Genomic DNA, 13,605 nt, shown 5'->3' with positions numbered 1-13,605 from the left:
CCCAGAGAACCACCATGAGACTGTCCCGCTTCTTTATCGACGCCCCCCTGAGCCTCGGCGAGCACGAGCTGCCGGAAGCCCAGGCCCACTACATCGGGCGCGTACTGCGCATGGCCGAGGGCGACGCGCTGCAGCTATTCGACGGTTCGGGCAACGAATTTCGCGGCACGCTGCTGGAAGTCGGCAAGAAGCGCGTGGTGGTCCGGCTCGATGAAAGCTTCGCCGGACAGGTCGAGTCGCCGCTGCAGATCCAACTCGGCCAGGGCCTGTCCCGGGGCGAGCGCATGGACTGGGCGATTCAGAAGGCCACTGAACTGGGGGTGAATGAAATCACCCCGATCTTCAGCGAACGCTGCGAGGTGCGGCTCAAGGACGAGCGCGCCGACAAGCGCCTGGCCCACTGGCGCCAGGTGGCCGTCAGCGCCTGCGAACAATGCGGGCGCTCGCGGGTGCCGGTGATTCATCCGCCGGTGCTGCTGGCCGACTGGATCAAGCAGACCCAGGCCGACCTCAAGCTGGTGCTGCACCCGGTGGCCGAGCCGCTGGTAAGCCACGCCAAGCCTGCGACCCTGGCGTTCCTGATCGGCCCGGAAGGCGGTTTGTCCGATGCCGAAGTGGACCAGGCCCAGGGTGCGGGCTTCCTGCCGGCGCGCCTCGGGCCGCGGGTGCTGCGCACCGAAACCGCGCCAGTAGTGGCGCTGGCCGTGGCGCAGCAACTGTGGGGCGATTTCTAACCCGCCCCCGCCTCTGTAGGAGCCAGGCTTGCCGGCGATGGTGGCGCTGCGGTGAGTCAGACAAAACGCTTCGCGGGCAAGCCTCGCTCCTACAGAGGCGACTCAACGCTTACTCCACCGGATCGCTTACCGGTTTGGCGATGATCGCCTTCAGCTCGCTGGTCATCGGAAATTCCAGGTTCAGGCCCTTGGGCGGAATCGGCTGTTCGAACCAGCGCTGGTAGATGCCGTTGATTTCCCCTGAGCGGTACAGGTCCGCCAGGGTGGCGTTCACCAGTTCCAGGAACTGCGGATCGTCCTTGCGCACCATGCAGCTGTAGATTTCCCGCGACTGCTCCTCGCCGACTACCACCCAGTTGTGCGGATCGCGGGCCTTGGCCCGTTCGCCGTAGAGCAGCGCGTCATCCATGTAGAACGCCGCGGCGCGACCCGATTGCAGCATCTGGAAGGCTTCGCCGTGGTCCTTGGCGCTGATCACGAACATGTCGATCTTGTGCTCGACGTTGTAGCTCTTGAGGAAGCGCTCGTTGGTGGTGCCGGCGGTGGTCACCACGTTCTTGCCGCGCAGGTCGGCAAAACTCTTGATCCCACTGTCCCTGGCGGTCAGCAACTGGCCTTTGACGTAGATGAAGCCGTAGGAAAACGCCACCTGCTTCTGCCGTTCGGCGGTCACCCCGGTGGAGCCGCATTCCAGGTCCACGGTGCCGTTCTGCACCAGCGGAATGCGCGTCTGCGACGTCACCAGGTTGTACTTCACCGCCAGTTGCGGCAGCGCCAGCTTGTCGCGGATGCGTTCGACGACCTTGCTCGCCAGGTCCACCGAATAGCCCATGGGTTTGCCACTGTTGTCACCCACGTAGGAAAACGGCACCGAGGCATCGCGATAACCCAGGGTAATACTGCCGGCGGTGGCGATCTTGCCCAGGGTGCCGGTCAGCGGCGCCTCGCTGGCGTACAGCGGGGAGCCGAGCAACAGGCCCAGGGTGCAGCCGAGCAACGTGATTTTTTGCATTGTTATTCTCCGTTGTGGGTGAAGGCGTTAGCGGCGAACCGCGATGACAGTGATTTCCACCAGGATGTCCGGGCGCGCCAGGGCGGCCTGCACCGTGGTGCGGCTTGGCGCCTGGCCCGGGGACAGCCAGGCCGACCAGACCTCGTTCATCGCGGCAAAGTCCTGCTGGATGTTTTTCAGGTAGAGGGTCGCACTGAGCAGATGATCCTTGTCGCTGCCGGCCTCGGCCAGCAAGGCGTCGATCTTTGCCAGCACTTCGCGGGTCTGGCCGGCGGCATCGGTGGCCTGGCCCGGCACCTGGCCGGAGAGAAACAGCAGATCGGCAAAACCCACGACAGCGCTAAGGCGGTCATTGCTGTGGAGACGCTGGATGGTCATGGGACAGCTCCTTGTACGTGAAAGAAATCAGGCGGCATGGGGCGCGAGCCCCTGCATGTCGATGGAAGTGCGGCGCTGGCCGATCAGCTCGGCCAGCAGGCGCCCGCTGCCACAGGCCAGGGTGAAACCCAGGGCGCCGTGGCCGAGGTTGAGCCACAGGTTGCGGTAGCCGGTGGCGCCGATCAGCGGTACGCCGCTGGGAGTCGCCGGGCGCATGCCGGCCCACTCGATGGCGGCATCGTAGTCACCGGCATTGGCGAAGGTTTCCCGGGCCTGGCGCTGCATCAGGGCCAGGCGCCTGGGGTCCAGGGCCGGGTCGAAACCGACGATATCGACCATGGCCGCCACCCGCAGCTGCTGGCCGATCCGCGCGTAGACGATCTTGCGGTTGTAGTCGGTGATGCTGATTTCCGGCGCCCGGTGCCCCGCGCCGATCGGCACGCTGAGGCTGTAGCCCTTGAGCGGATACAGCGGCAGCTTCAGCCCGGGCAACGCCAGTTCGCCACTGCGATGACCGGCGGCGAGTATCAGTTGGTCCACCGCCAGCACCTCGTCGCCCAGCTCGATGGCCTGCACCTGGCCGCCGGCCTGACGAATACCGGTGACCTGGCGCCCGGTCAGCAGCTGGCAACGGCCGGAAGCCTGCAACCGCGCCACCAGTTGCTGGCAGAAGGCGTGGCAGTCGGCCACTTCTTCGTCCGGGGTGAAGATGCCGCCGACAAAGGGCGCGCCGCCAAGGGTCGGCTCCAGTTCCGTGCATTCACCAGCGGACAGCACCTGCTGCTGGCGCGGATCGGCCAGGCCGTGGCGGGCGTGCTCGAAGCTCGTGGTTTCACGAAAGGTCACCAGCTTGCCGTTGCGCCGCCAGTGAAAACCGTCGAGCCGGTCCTCCTCGCGCCAGCTCTGCAAGGTGGCCTGGCTCAGCAGCGCCAGGCGCAGCAGATGGGCACCGTTGCGGCGGTTGACCGAGCCGCGGCAGGCCGCCAGGAACCCGGCCATCCAGCGCCACTGCGCCGGGTCCAGGCGCAGGCGCAGCTTCAGCGGCGAGTCGCCACGCAGCATCCAGCCCAGGGCCTGCCAGGGCACGCCGGCATCGGCCAGCGGCGCCACGTAGCGGTACGACAGCTGGCCGCCGTTGGCGAAGCTGGTCTGGCTGGCGAAGGCGTCGCGCGCCTCCACCAGGCTGACGTCGAACCCCTCGCGAACCAGGGCGTAGGCGCTGGCCAGGCCAATGACCCCGCCGCCGATGATGCAAACCCGCTGTGCCATGTCAGTCCTTAAAGCCTTGTTGAGCGGGCTTCAGGTTAGGACCAGGTGACAGGCCCTGGACAATGAATAAAGATGGACCACCCATAAACAAAGGTTATGGACTCATCATGCGACTGCGCCATATCGAGATTTTCCAGGCCATCCGCCAGACCGGCTCGATCAGCGGCGCGGCGCAACTGCTGCACGTCTCCCAGCCGGCGGTGACCAAGGTCTTGCAGCACGCCGAGCAGCAGCTGGGCTTCCCGCTGTTCCTGCGGGTCAAGGGCAAGTTGCAGGCCACCCCGGAAGCCCTGGAACTGGAGCGCGAGGTCGACAAGGTCAGCGAAAGCCTGCAAGGGGTGCGGCGCCTGGCCCAGAGCCTGCGTCGCGAGCCGGGCCACAGCCTGCGGATCGGCGCCACGCCGGCGCTGGCCTTGTCCTTGCTGCCGCCGGCCATCAACCAGTGGACCCGGCGCTACCCGGACATCGTCTGCGAGCTGTCCAGCGCCCACAGCCGCGAGCTGGTGCAGAACCTGCTGATGCGCGAGATCGATGTGGCCCTGACCCTGCAACGCCCGGATCATCCGGGGCTGACCGCCCAGGCCCTGGCCAGCGGGGTGCTGGTGGCGCTGGCGCCGCTGGATTACTGGCCCCAGGCGGCCAGGGGCACGCCACTGCCGTTGATGGAGCTGGCGGGGGCACCCTTGATCGGCCTGTCCAGCGCCGACCCGCTGGCGGCGAAACTCGACGGTTACCTGAAAGCCGTGGAACCGGCGCCACGGGTCAGCATCGCTGTGCAGACCTACTCCCTGGCCCGGGCCATGGTCGAATCCGGGGCCGGGCTGGCAGTGATCGACCCCTTCACCGCCCTCGGCGCCTCGCCCGCCAGCACCGCGATTCGCCCGCTGACCCCGGCGCTGCCGATCACCCTGTATGCCGTGACCCGCGCGGCGGAGGCCCTGCCGCACACCTTGAGCAGCCTGCTGGAGATCTTCGGTGGCCGGGCGCAGGAGCAGCTGGATCGGTTGATGACCGGGGATTGAGGACACCTGTCAGGACGTCATCGCGAGCAAGCTCGCTCCTACAAGGATGTACGCTACCCGTTGTAGGAGCGAGCTTGCTCGCGATAAACGATAACGCGCTCGCCGATCAGAGCACGTAGAACAAGATCGCCACGAAGTGCAGCAGGCTGCCGGCGATCACGAACAGGTGCCAGATCCCGTGAGCATGGCGCAAACGGCTGTCGAGGGCGAAGAAGATGATGCCCACGGTGTAGAGCACCCCGCCCGAGGCCAGCCAGGCGAAGCCGGCGGGGCCCAGGGCCGCCAGCAGCGGCTTGACCGCCACCAGCACGATCCAGCCCATCACCGCGTAGATCACGATGGACAGGATGCGCGCCTCGGAGCGCGGCTTGATCTCCTGCAGGATGCCGATCAGCGCCAGCCCCCAGACGATCCCGAACAGCGTCCAGCCCCAGGGCCCGCGCAGGGTCACCAGGCAGAACGGCGTATAGCTGCCGGCGATCAGCAGGTAGATGGAGAAGTGATCGACCTTCTGCATGATGCTTTTCGCCCGCCCGCGCACGCTGTGGTACACGGTCGAGGCGCTGTACAGCACCAGCAAGGTGAAGCCGTAGATCGCCACGCTGACGATTTTCCAAGGGCTGCCGTCGAGGCTGGCCAGCACCACCAGCCAGATCCCCCCGACCAGTGCCGCAATCGCGCCCACCAGATGCGTCCAGGCGTTGAGTCTTTCCCCGTGATACATGTGCCACTCACCTCCCAAGGCGAAAATCTGCGCAAGGCTCAGGCCTGTAGCCTGAAAGCGCAATGTTTCCAAATAAAGCCATGGACGAAAAAACCTCCAGCCAAGTCATGACCCGGCAGGCACAATCGAAGCATTCGAATAAGAGCGCCCATCATGCTGATCGATGAAGAGTTGACCCTGAAAAAGCTCGAAGTGTTTCTGGCGTTCATGCGCACCGGCAATCTGGCACGCGCCGCCGCCGAGTTGCAGACCAGCAATGTCAGCGTGCACCGGGCCATTCACTCCCTGGAAAGCGCCCTGCGCTGCCCGCTGTTCAAGCATGAAGGACGTAACCTGACGCCGCTGGAAAGCGCCTTCGTCTTAGAAGAACGGGCGCAGAAGCTGATCCAGGACGTACTCGAAAGCGTGCGCCTGACCCGCGAAGCCGCTGGTTTCTCGGCGGAACGCTTCAAGCTCGGCTCGTTGTATTCATTGACGGTGAAGACCGTGCCGCAGCTGATCATGGGCCTGAAGCTGCGCCGTAGCGAGCTGAATATCGACCTGATCCTGGGCTCCAACATCGACCTGCTGTACAAGCTGAAGAACATGGAGGTCGACGCGATCCTGGTGTCCCTGGACGACAGCGTCAGCGACCCGGACTGCGAGCAGATCCCGCTGTTTTCCGACGATATCTTCCTCGCCACGCCGGCCGACTCGCCGTTCGCCCGGCAGGCGGAAGTCGACCTCAGCGATGTGCGCGACGCGACCTTCATCACCCTGACCCAGGGCTTCGCCACCCATCAGGACGGGGTGCGGGTGTTCAAGCAGGCGGGGTTCGAGCCGAAGGTGGCGATGCAGGTCAACGACATCTTCACCCTGCTGAGCATGGTCAGCTCGGGGGTGGGCTATGCCCTGCTGCCGGGAAGGATTGCCGCGGTGTACGAAAACCGCGTGAAGCTGATTCCGCTGCAGGCGCGCTACCGGCTGCAACAGCATATCGGCGTGGTGTTCCTCAAGGCCAAGGAGCGCGACCCGAACCTGCTGGCGCTCTTGGCGGAGTGCCGGATGTATTCGCGGGGGTCATAAAGACGCTATCGCGGGCAAGCCTCGCTCCTACAGAGGTATGCAATCACCTGCAGGAGCGAGGCTTGCCCGCGATGAGGCCAGGAGGCCCTACCCCACCAACCCGCGCACGATGAAGAACAGCAACGAAGGCCCGAGCAGGCAACCCAGCCCGGTATGGAAGGTCGCGGTCAGCGCGCCATAGGGCACCAGGCGCCGATCGGTCGCCGCCAGGCCCGCGGTCACCCCGCTGACGGTGCCGGCCAGGCCGCCGAAGACCATCGCCGAACGCGGGTTGTCCAGGCCCATCCAGCGCGCCGCCATGGGCGTGCCGACCATCACCAGGATCGCCTTGATCAGTCCCGTGGCGATGGACAGCGCCACCACATCGGAGCTGGCGCCGATCGCCGCCCCGGTCACCGGGCCGACAATGTAGGTCACCGCGCCGGCGCCGATGGTGGTCATGCTCACCGCATCGCGATAGCCGAAGGCCCAGGCGATGCTCGCCCCGACAATGAACGGCAGCACCGTGCCGAGAAACAGCGCGATAGCGCCGATCATCCCGGCCTTGCGTGCCTCGGTGGCCTGGACCTCGAAGGCCGTGGCGACAATCGCGAAATCGCGCAGCATCGCGCCGCCCATCAGGCCGATGCCGGAGAACAGCGCCAGGTCCGCCAGGCCCTTTTGCCCACCGGTGACAGTGCCACCAACCCAGGCCAGCACCAGGCCGATGACGATGGCGATGGCCGAGCCGTGCACCCGGCCGAACGTCAGGCGCTTGGACAGCAGCACCGAGACCCACATGATCACGCCGACGAAGGCGAAGGCGGTGACCAGGCCGTTGTGTTCCAGGCCTTTCTCGATCAGATCCCACATATCAACGTCCCCCTGCCGGAGCAGCACCAGGGGCGACAGCGTCCGGTTCGTCCGGCAACGGTTCGCCTTTGTTGGTGCGGCTGATCAGGGCGATGGTGCAACCACAGAGCACCACCGAACCAATGGCCGCCAGCACCGCCACCGGGCCGCCGTGCAGGGCGGTCACCACGTTCTGTTGCGCGGCCATGGCCACCACCACCGGGATGTACATGGCGCCCCAGAAGCCGACGCCCATCTCGCAGTCCTTGGTCATGCCGCCGTGCCTGTGCATCCACAACCGCGCGCAGATCAGCAGGATCATCGCGATGCCCACACCGCCGACGTTGGATTTCACCCCCAGCAGGACGCCGAGCATGTCACCGATAATCACCCCTGCCAGCGTACAGATCGCCAGCAGCGCCACACCGTAAATAATCATTGTTGTAGTCCTCAAAGTGCATCGTCGAAGTTGTTGTTCTTGTGCTTCGCCAGCTTGAGTCGGTGTCTAGGGTTGGCGGTTTCCCTCCTCACGCAACAGCGCTTGCAGGGTGTCGAGCCGGGCCCCGTCGCAGGCCATCACGGTGCCCTGCTCGAACACCCGGCGCGCCAGAGCGGTCAGCACCGCGCCGGGCGGCAGTTCGATCTGCAGCCGCACGCCGCGCTCGTAGGCGCTTTGCACGGTGCCGCGCCAATCCACCACCCGGCACATGTTGAACGCCAGGTCGTCGCGCAACTGCTCCGGCGTACGCAGCGGCCGCGCGCGGCTACCGCTCAGGTAACCCAGGCGCGGCGGCTGCAACGCCACCCTGGCGAACGCCTCGGCCAGGGCCTGGGCCGGCTGCTCCAGCAGCGGGCAATGGGACGGCACACTGACCGCCAGACGCTTGGCCACGCCGACACCGCAGCCGCGGGCCAGCTCGGCGACCTGGCCCATGGCGGCATCGCTGCCGGCGATCACCACCTGGCTATCGGCATTGATATTGGCCAGGTACACCGGGTTGTCCGGGCTGTGCACCCGGGCCAGCAAGGCCTCCACCGTCGCCAGTTGCAGGCCGACGATCGCGGTCATGCCATAACCCTGTGGGTAGGCCTGCTGCATCAGCTCGCCGCGCAGGCTGACCAGACGCAGCGCATCACCAAAATCCAGGGCGCCGGCCACCACCGCGGCGGGGTAGGCGCCAATCGACAAGCCCGCCACGTAATCCGCGCCCGGCCCGTTCTCCAGCAGCACCCGGGCATGGGCCACGCCGGCGATCAGCAGGCACAGCTGTACCGCCCGGGTGGTGGCCAGGGCCTGGGGCGAATCCAGGGCCAGGGCATCCTCGCCCAGGACCTCGCTCGCCTGTTGCAGGCAGGCCTCGGCCAGGGCGCTGGGCGGCAACCGGTGCAACATCCCCGGCTGCTGCGCGCCCTGGCCCGGAAACACCAGCAGGCTGCTCACGCCACCTGCTCCAGGGCCTGCCACGGATCGCCGACCAGACGCGCGCCACTGGCGCTTTTCAGCAGCACCCGCGCCGATGTCCCGGCCCACTCGCGCAGGGCCACGGCGCCGTTGGGTGTCTGCATTTGCAGGTCCACCGGGCAGACGGCGGCGTCGAGCAGCGCCAGCAACGCCCGGGCCTCGGCCCGGTCCATGGGCTGCGCAGTGCGCAGGATCAGGTCCAGGTCGCTGTGTCGATGCAGCGCCGACACGCCGCTAGCCAGTTCAAAACCGGCGCTGCCGCTGACACCCCAGGCCAGGCCGAGGGCATCCAGAGGTTCACGCAACCGAGCCAGTGCCTGGAGTGCTGGCCAGGCCCGATCCGACTCGATATAACGCAGCGCTTCCGGCCGCACCCGGCGCTCGATGGCCGTCACCGTCATCAGCGTCCCGTAGCGCTGTTCCCGCAGCCGCCCACGCACGCCCACCGCCACCTGCCCGGGCGCGGTCAACGCACGGCGCACCACCACCGGTTGCCCGGCGGCCATGGCCGCCACCGCCCAGGCCGGGGCATCGGCGGGCAACTGCCGAGGGGACAGGCCCCACAGCAGGTCATGGGGCAGCAAGGCGCTGGTCATGGCGCTCACCATTGCTCGCGCAACAGCTGGCGGACCCGACTGGAGGCGCCACGGTTGCTGGCCCCCAGGCGCCCTGACAGATCGCGACCATGGGCCCGCACATCGGCAATCGCCTGGCCCAGGCATTGCCGTACCAGGGTCAGGTCGTCGGCGCTCGGCTGTTCGATCTGGCTGACCGACAAGGTCTCCCAGAGCAGGCCGAGGCTGGCATAGCTGTCGATGTCATAAGCCATGGGCGGCACGCTGGCGGCCAGGGCCTCCAGTTCCTCGACGCTGCGCAAGGTGACCCGCGCCGCCGAGACTTTGCCCATGGCGTGCACCATCACCCCCGGGTCGCGCAGGGCGATCAGGCGGTTGGCCTGGTAACCGTGGGCCAGGAAGGCCCCGGACATGGCCTTGCCCACCAGCAGGCCGATCACCGGATGCCCGGCCAGCCGGGCCCGGGCATAGCTGTCGGCGGCCGCGGCCAAGGCCTGATGGATGCCCAGGGCCTCTTCGCGACGCCCATAGGCCTGGCTCGGCACATCGACTATGGCGATCAGCGCACGCTTGAGGCTCTGCTCGCGGTCGGCCTCGATCGCGTCGTCCACCGCCTTGGCCAGGCCCCAGCCTTCCAGCAGGCCGACCTCACCATTGCGCGCCCGCACAAAAGGGTTGGCCGGGTCGGCGACCACGGCGATAAACCGCACCGGTTGCTGCTCCAGCGTGGCGTCCGCCACCTTCAACGAGGCCGGCAAACCCGCTACCGGGGCGGCGCCCGCGCTCAGGGCCGTGAACCAATGCAGGCCCCGCAGGGAATAAGCACTCATGAGCGGTCTCCTCGATACAGCTGGCGAACCGTCGCCGGGTCGATCTGTGGATGGCTGTCCAGCCGGGCCAGGCGTTGCAGGTACAGCTCGGCCTGCCGGCTGCGTTGCGCGCTGGGCAGGCCCTGGGCCAACAGTTCGCCGACCTGTTGGCGGATCTGCGCCACGTCATCGGCCACATAGCGGTCCGCCAGGCCGCTGGCGAAACGCTGCTCGCCGCCGGTCAGGCTCCAGATAAAGGGTCGGTCGCGGGAGTCGTATTCCTCGAGGCCGGCTTCCTGCTCGATCACCTGCGGGCCGTTGAGGCCCAGGCGCGCCTCCTGGGTCACCAGCAGGTAGCTGCACAGCCCGGCAGCAATCGACATACCGCCAAAACAGCCGACGCTGCCAGCCACCACACCGATCACCGGCTGGTACTGGCGCAGGTCGACGATGGCCGCGTGAATGTCGGCAATCGCCGCCAGCCCGAGGTTGGCTTCCTGCAGGCGCACGCCACCGGTTTCCAGCAGCAGTACGGCGCGGGTAGCAATGCCCTTGCGGTTGTCTTCGGCCGCCAGCTCCAGGGCGCCGGCAATCTTCGCCCCGCCGACCTCGCCGAGGCTGCCGCCCTGGAACGCGCCTTCGATGGCGGCGATCACCACCGGCAGGCCGTCGATGCGGCCCTTGGCGATCACCACCCCGTCATCGGCCTGGGGCACCACGCCCTGGCGGGCCAGCCACGGCGACATCACGCGCTGGAACGGATCAAGCAATTCACGAAAGCTGCCGGCGTCGAGCAAGGCCTTGGCCCGCTGCCGGGCACCGAGTTCGACGAAACTGTGCTTGTTGAGCAAACGGGCGCTGTCAGTCATGGCCGATCTCCTCGAAGCCCTGCTCCAGGCGCAGGCGCACCACGCCCGGGGTGGCGCCAAAATCATGGATATCGATGCTCAGGGCCGGCGGCGTCTGGCCGTCGAACATGCGCTCGAACAGATGCTGCCAGCGCGACGCGCTGCCGTTGACCGAGGTCTGCACCTGAATGCTCAGCTTGCCGGGCTGCCCGGGTTCGAGCAGCACCTCCAGGTCGCCCGAGCCGACACAGCCCACCAGCGCCCGGCCCCGGGCGGGTTGCCCGGCGGGAAATTCGAAAGACAAGGTTTCCATCACGCTGCTCCCTGGATAAAGGCGGCGCCGGAGGCGATCCGGTCGATCAGCAGGCAGGCCGCGAGCAAGTCCGCGGCGCCACCGGGCGAGGCGTTCAAGGCCACCAGGCACTGGTCCAGCTCATGCAGGCGGCGACGCCCGGCCAGGCTGGCGCTGCCGCCGGCGTCGAGCACCGCCTGGGCACCCTGTTGCATGGCCCGCAGGCCCGCCTCGCCAGCGCGATAGAGCACGCAGGTATCGGCCAGGCCGGTCATGATCGCCAGCAGCGCATCGAGCCGGGCGTTCTGTTCACCATGCCCCTGGGCACGGCTGCGTTCGAGTTGCGGCAGGCCCCGTTGCAGCACCGCTGGAAAACCCAGCTGGGCTTCTTCGCGGGCGCCGCGCACGCCATAGCGCAGCGCCACTTGCGCGCCGTGGCTGAGGGGCCGCGGCGCGTAACGATCGTCCAGCAGCGCCAGGCGCGCGGCCCGCAGGCACAGGGCGCCGGCGCTGTTGGCCTGAGGTTGCAGCGCGGCGGCGGCCACCAACAGGCCCAGGGCCCAGATCGCGCCACGATGAGTGTTCACCCCGTGAGTCGTAGCGAGCATCGCCGTTTCGCCTTCACGGCCGATGCGGCCCAGGGCTTCGCGCAGGGGCAGACCAACCGCGCCGAACACGCTGGCGTCGGCCATTTCCTTGAAGGCCGGCCACAGCGACAGCGCCGAGGCGTGCATCAGCCCCAGGTGCAGATCGCTATGGGCGCCGTTGCCGCGACGGTCGACCAGGGCCGGTTTCGGCGACAGGTCGGCTTCGTCGATCAGCGCGTCCACTGCCAGGTCCGCCAGGCGCTCGGCCAGGCTCAGGGGTTTGCTTTGCAGGTTGAAGGCGTGCATTTACCAGCTCCTGAACTTGGCGGGCGGGTTGTACAGGCCACCCGACCACTCCACCAGATCGGCGACGCTTTTCGCCGCCAGCAGCTCGCGGCTGGCGTCGGTGCGGCGGATACCGAGGTCTTCGGGCAAGGCGATCAGGCCTTCGCGGCGCATGCGCGCTGTGTCTTTCGGGTTGTGGCGCAGGCCGATGGCAGTCACCCCGGCCACCGCCGCGATCATCGCCTGGCGCTCTTCCAGGGAACGCGCCTTGTACAGGTAGGCGATGCCCTCCTCGGTCAGCAGGTGGGTGACGTCGTCGCCATAGATCATGATCGGCGCCAGGGGCATGCCGCTTTTCTTCGCCACTTCCACGGCGTCGAGGGTTTCGACGAAGGTCGGTTTGCCGCCTTCCTGGAAGGTCTCGACCATCTGCACCACCAGCTTCTTGCCTCGCTCCAGCATCGGTTGTTGCGAGTCGTCGTGGCGCATATCCAGCCAGGCCGGGGTGCCGTGGCGCCGGCCACGGGGGTCGTGGCCCATGTTCGGCGCACCACCGAAGCCGGCCAGGCGGCCGCGGGTCACGGTGGAGGAATGGCCGTCGCCATCGACCTGCAGGGTCGCACCGATAAACAGGTCCACCGCGTACTGCCCGGCCAGCTGGCAGAACATCCGGTTGGAACGCAACGAACCGTCGCGCCCGGTAAAGAACACATCCGGCCGCGCAGCGATGTAGTTTTCCATGCCCAGTTCGGTGCCGAAGCAATGCACGCTTTCCACCCAGCCGCTTTCGATGGCCGGGATCAGGGTCGGGTGGGGGTTGAGGGTCCAGTTGCGGCAGATCTTGCCTTTCAGGCCCAGGGATTCGCCGTAGGTCGGCAGGATCAGCTCGATGGCCGCGGTGTTGAAGCCGATGCCGTGGTTGAGCGACTGGACCTTGTGTTTTTCATAGATGCCGCGGATCGCCATCATCGCCATCAGCACGTGCACCGGCTTGATGTGGCGCGGGTCGCGGGTGAACAGCGGCTCGATGTAGAACGGCTTGTCGGCCACCACCACGAAGTCGACCCAGGACGCCGGGATATCCACCCGCGGCAACTCGCTGACGTCGTCCACCAGCTGGTTGACCTGGACGATGACGATGCCATCGCTGAACGCCGCCGGCTCGATCAGCGCCGGGGTGTCCTCGGTGCTCGGCCCGGTGTAGATATTGCCCGCGCGGTCGGCCATGAACCCGGCCGAGAGCACCACGTTGGGGATCAGGTCCACCACCAGCCGCGCATAGAGCTCGATGTAGGTATGGATCGCGCCGATTTCCAGCAGGCCGTCTTCCAGCAACTGGCTGATGCGCAGGCTCTGGGTGCCGGCGAAGGAGAAGTCGAGCTTGCGGGCGATGCCGCGCTCGAACAGGTCCAGGTGCTCCGAGCGGCCGACGCTGGGCATGATCATGTGCAGGTCGTGCAGGCGGCCCGGGTCGGCCTTGGCCAGGGAGCGGGACAGGAAGTCCGCCTGCTTCTGGTTGTTGCCCTCCAGCACCACGCGGTCGCCGGGCAGAATCAACGCCTCCAGTGCCGCGACTATCTTGTCGGTGGGCAACACCGCGCCATCGGCGAGACCCCGCACCTGCTCGAGACGCCGCTGCTTTTCAGCGCGCCGCCGCGTCCAGCGCGAGTCGGGGGATATTGTTGTTGTCATGCTCACTCCACGGGTTCGCT

At 67.1% G+C, this 13,605-nt stretch carries 16 protein-coding genes; 3 read left to right on the top strand and 13 right to left on the bottom strand.

The genetic code is table 11. The features are described from left to right. Nucleotides 1–14: 14 nt before the first annotated feature. Nucleotides 15–734 (top strand): 16S rRNA (uracil(1498)-N(3))-methyltransferase, encoded by a 720-nt coding sequence (locus AC07VU_RS06545; RefSeq protein WP_277589768.1) that lies wholly within the window; start codon nucleotides 15–17, stop codon nucleotides 732–734. A gap of 109 nt (nucleotides 735–843) precedes the next feature. On the opposite strand, the gene AC07VU_RS06540 is transcribed toward AC07VU_RS06545, so the two are convergent. The 3 genes from AC07VU_RS06540 to AC07VU_RS06530 are packed head-to-tail and all read right to left on the bottom strand — an operon-like array spanning nucleotide 844 to nucleotide 3,393. Continuing rightward, nucleotides 844–1,746 carry a transporter substrate-binding domain-containing protein gene (locus tag AC07VU_RS06540; RefSeq protein ID WP_007932538.1) on the bottom strand — a complete coding sequence of 301 codons (903 nt, stop codon included), beginning with the start codon at nucleotides 1,744–1,746 and terminating at the stop codon, nucleotides 844–846. 27 nt (nucleotides 1,747–1,773) lie between these two features. Continuing rightward, nucleotides 1,774–2,124, bottom strand: coding sequence for a RidA family protein (locus AC07VU_RS06535; protein ID WP_007932539.1), 351 nt, complete (start codon nucleotides 2,122–2,124; stop codon nucleotides 1,774–1,776). Nucleotides 2,125–2,151: 27 nt separating this feature from the next. Continuing rightward, the gene (locus AC07VU_RS06530; protein WP_277589769.1) at nucleotides 2,152–3,393 is read right to left on the bottom strand and encodes a D-amino acid dehydrogenase; all 1,242 of its coding nucleotides are present in this window, start codon (nucleotides 3,391–3,393) and stop codon (nucleotides 2,152–2,154) included. Between the two features lie 107 nt (nucleotides 3,394–3,500). On the opposite strand from AC07VU_RS06530, the gene AC07VU_RS06525 reads away from it, so the two are divergent. After that, nucleotides 3,501–4,415 (top strand): LysR family transcriptional regulator, encoded by a 915-nt coding sequence (locus AC07VU_RS06525; protein ID WP_009051293.1) that lies wholly within the window; start codon nucleotides 3,501–3,503, stop codon nucleotides 4,413–4,415. A 106-nt stretch (nucleotides 4,416–4,521) separates the two neighbouring features. Here AC07VU_RS06525 and trhA read toward each other — a convergent pair whose 3' ends face one another. After that, nucleotides 4,522–5,139 carry a PAQR family membrane homeostasis protein TrhA gene (gene trhA, locus AC07VU_RS06520; protein WP_274304912.1) on the bottom strand — a complete coding sequence of 206 codons (618 nt, stop codon included), beginning with the start codon at nucleotides 5,137–5,139 and terminating at the stop codon, nucleotides 4,522–4,524. 153 nt (nucleotides 5,140–5,292) lie between these two features. On the opposite strand from trhA, the gene AC07VU_RS06515 reads away from it, so the two are divergent. Next, entirely contained in the window at nucleotides 5,293–6,204 is a 912-nt protein-coding gene (locus tag AC07VU_RS06515) for a LysR family transcriptional regulator (RefSeq protein WP_053262967.1), read from the top strand. A gap of 87 nt (nucleotides 6,205–6,291) precedes the next feature. Here AC07VU_RS06515 and madM read toward each other — a convergent pair whose 3' ends face one another. The 9 genes from madM to mdcA form a co-directional block, all read right to left on the bottom strand. Beyond that, nucleotides 6,292–7,056: a malonate transporter subunit MadM gene (madM, locus tag AC07VU_RS06510; protein ID WP_150053318.1), complete on the bottom strand. Its 765-nt coding sequence runs from the start codon at nucleotides 7,054–7,056 to the stop codon at nucleotides 6,292–6,294. Nucleotide 7,057: 1 nt separating this feature from the next. Next, the gene (gene madL / locus AC07VU_RS06505) at nucleotides 7,058–7,474 is read right to left on the bottom strand and encodes a malonate transporter subunit MadL (RefSeq protein WP_053262968.1); all 417 of its coding nucleotides are present in this window, start codon (nucleotides 7,472–7,474) and stop codon (nucleotides 7,058–7,060) included. Between the two features lie 66 nt (nucleotides 7,475–7,540). Beyond that, nucleotides 7,541–8,476, bottom strand: a complete 936-nt coding sequence (mdcH, locus tag AC07VU_RS06500; RefSeq protein ID WP_495029630.1) for a malonate decarboxylase subunit epsilon — start codon at nucleotides 8,474–8,476, stop codon at nucleotides 7,541–7,543. Next, nucleotides 8,473–9,093 carry a malonate decarboxylase holo-ACP synthase gene (locus tag AC07VU_RS06495; protein ID WP_495029629.1) on the bottom strand — a complete coding sequence of 207 codons (621 nt, stop codon included), beginning with the start codon at nucleotides 9,091–9,093 and terminating at the stop codon, nucleotides 8,473–8,475. The genes mdcH and AC07VU_RS06495 overlap by 4 nt, the downstream gene beginning before the upstream one ends. A 5-nt stretch (nucleotides 9,094–9,098) precedes the next feature. Beyond that, nucleotides 9,099–9,902, bottom strand: a complete 804-nt coding sequence (gene mdcE, locus AC07VU_RS06490; protein WP_457275139.1) for a biotin-independent malonate decarboxylase subunit gamma — start codon at nucleotides 9,900–9,902, stop codon at nucleotides 9,099–9,101. Then, the gene (locus tag AC07VU_RS06485; RefSeq protein WP_007932572.1) at nucleotides 9,899–10,750 is read right to left on the bottom strand and encodes a biotin-independent malonate decarboxylase subunit beta; all 852 of its coding nucleotides are present in this window, start codon (nucleotides 10,748–10,750) and stop codon (nucleotides 9,899–9,901) included. Before AC07VU_RS06485 ends, mdcE begins: the two co-directional genes overlap by 4 nt. Continuing rightward, on the bottom strand, nucleotides 10,743–11,042 hold the full coding sequence (locus tag AC07VU_RS06480; RefSeq protein ID WP_007932573.1) for a malonate decarboxylase subunit delta: 300 nt from the start codon (nucleotides 11,040–11,042) through the stop codon (nucleotides 10,743–10,745). Before AC07VU_RS06480 ends, AC07VU_RS06485 begins: the two co-directional genes overlap by 8 nt. Then, nucleotides 11,042–11,914: a triphosphoribosyl-dephospho-CoA synthase gene (locus AC07VU_RS06475; RefSeq protein WP_495029628.1), complete on the bottom strand. Its 873-nt coding sequence runs from the start codon at nucleotides 11,912–11,914 to the stop codon at nucleotides 11,042–11,044. Before AC07VU_RS06475 ends, AC07VU_RS06480 begins: the two co-directional genes overlap by 1 nt. Then, the gene (gene mdcA / locus AC07VU_RS06470) at nucleotides 11,915–13,585 is read right to left on the bottom strand and encodes a malonate decarboxylase subunit alpha (RefSeq protein WP_495029627.1); all 1,671 of its coding nucleotides are present in this window, start codon (nucleotides 13,583–13,585) and stop codon (nucleotides 11,915–11,917) included. Between the last annotated feature and the right edge of the window lie 20 nt (nucleotides 13,586–13,605).

The sequence above is a fragment of the Pseudomonas sp. GW821-FHT02B10 genome (assembly GCF_059421865.1).
Note: the sequence above shows the minus strand (reverse complement) of the source record. Positions and strands in the feature narration are given on the sequence as shown.

Bases quoted from the DNA above. Each gene is read 5' to 3' on its own strand.
- AC07VU_RS06545 (WP_277589768.1), top strand. From the start codon at position 15: ATGAGACTGTCCCGCTTCTTTATCGACGCCCCCCTGAGCCTCGGCGAG.
- AC07VU_RS06540 (WP_007932538.1), bottom strand. From the start codon at position 1,746: ATGCAAAAAATCACGTTGCTCGGCTGCACCCTGGGCCTGTTGCTCGGC.
- AC07VU_RS06535 (WP_007932539.1), bottom strand. From the start codon at position 2,124: ATGACCATCCAGCGTCTCCACAGCAATGACCGCCTTAGCGCTGTCGTG.
- AC07VU_RS06530 (WP_277589769.1), bottom strand. From the start codon at position 3,393: ATGGCACAGCGGGTTTGCATCATCGGCGGCGGGGTCATTGGCCTGGCC.
- AC07VU_RS06525 (WP_009051293.1), top strand. From the start codon at position 3,501: ATGCGACTGCGCCATATCGAGATTTTCCAGGCCATCCGCCAGACCGGC.
- trhA (WP_274304912.1), bottom strand. From the start codon at position 5,139: ATGTATCACGGGGAAAGACTCAACGCCTGGACGCATCTGGTGGGCGCG.
- AC07VU_RS06515 (WP_053262967.1), top strand. From the start codon at position 5,293: ATGCTGATCGATGAAGAGTTGACCCTGAAAAAGCTCGAAGTGTTTCTG.
- madM (WP_150053318.1), bottom strand. From the start codon at position 7,056: ATGTGGGATCTGATCGAGAAAGGCCTGGAACACAACGGCCTGGTCACC.
- madL (WP_053262968.1), bottom strand. From the start codon at position 7,474: ATGATTATTTACGGTGTGGCGCTGCTGGCGATCTGTACGCTGGCAGGG.
- AC07VU_RS06495 (WP_495029629.1), bottom strand. From the start codon at position 9,093: ATGACCAGCGCCTTGCTGCCCCATGACCTGCTGTGGGGCCTGTCCCCT.
- mdcE (WP_457275139.1), bottom strand. From the start codon at position 9,902: ATGAGTGCTTATTCCCTGCGGGGCCTGCATTGGTTCACGGCCCTGAGC.
- AC07VU_RS06485 (WP_007932572.1), bottom strand. From the start codon at position 10,750: ATGACTGACAGCGCCCGTTTGCTCAACAAGCACAGTTTCGTCGAACTC.
- AC07VU_RS06480 (WP_007932573.1), bottom strand. From the start codon at position 11,042: ATGGAAACCTTGTCTTTCGAATTTCCCGCCGGGCAACCCGCCCGGGGC.
- AC07VU_RS06475 (WP_495029628.1), bottom strand. From the start codon at position 11,914: ATGCACGCCTTCAACCTGCAAAGCAAACCCCTGAGCCTGGCCGAGCGC.
- mdcA (WP_495029627.1), bottom strand. From the start codon at position 13,585: ATGACAACAACAATATCCCCCGACTCGCGCTGGACGCGGCGGCGCGCT.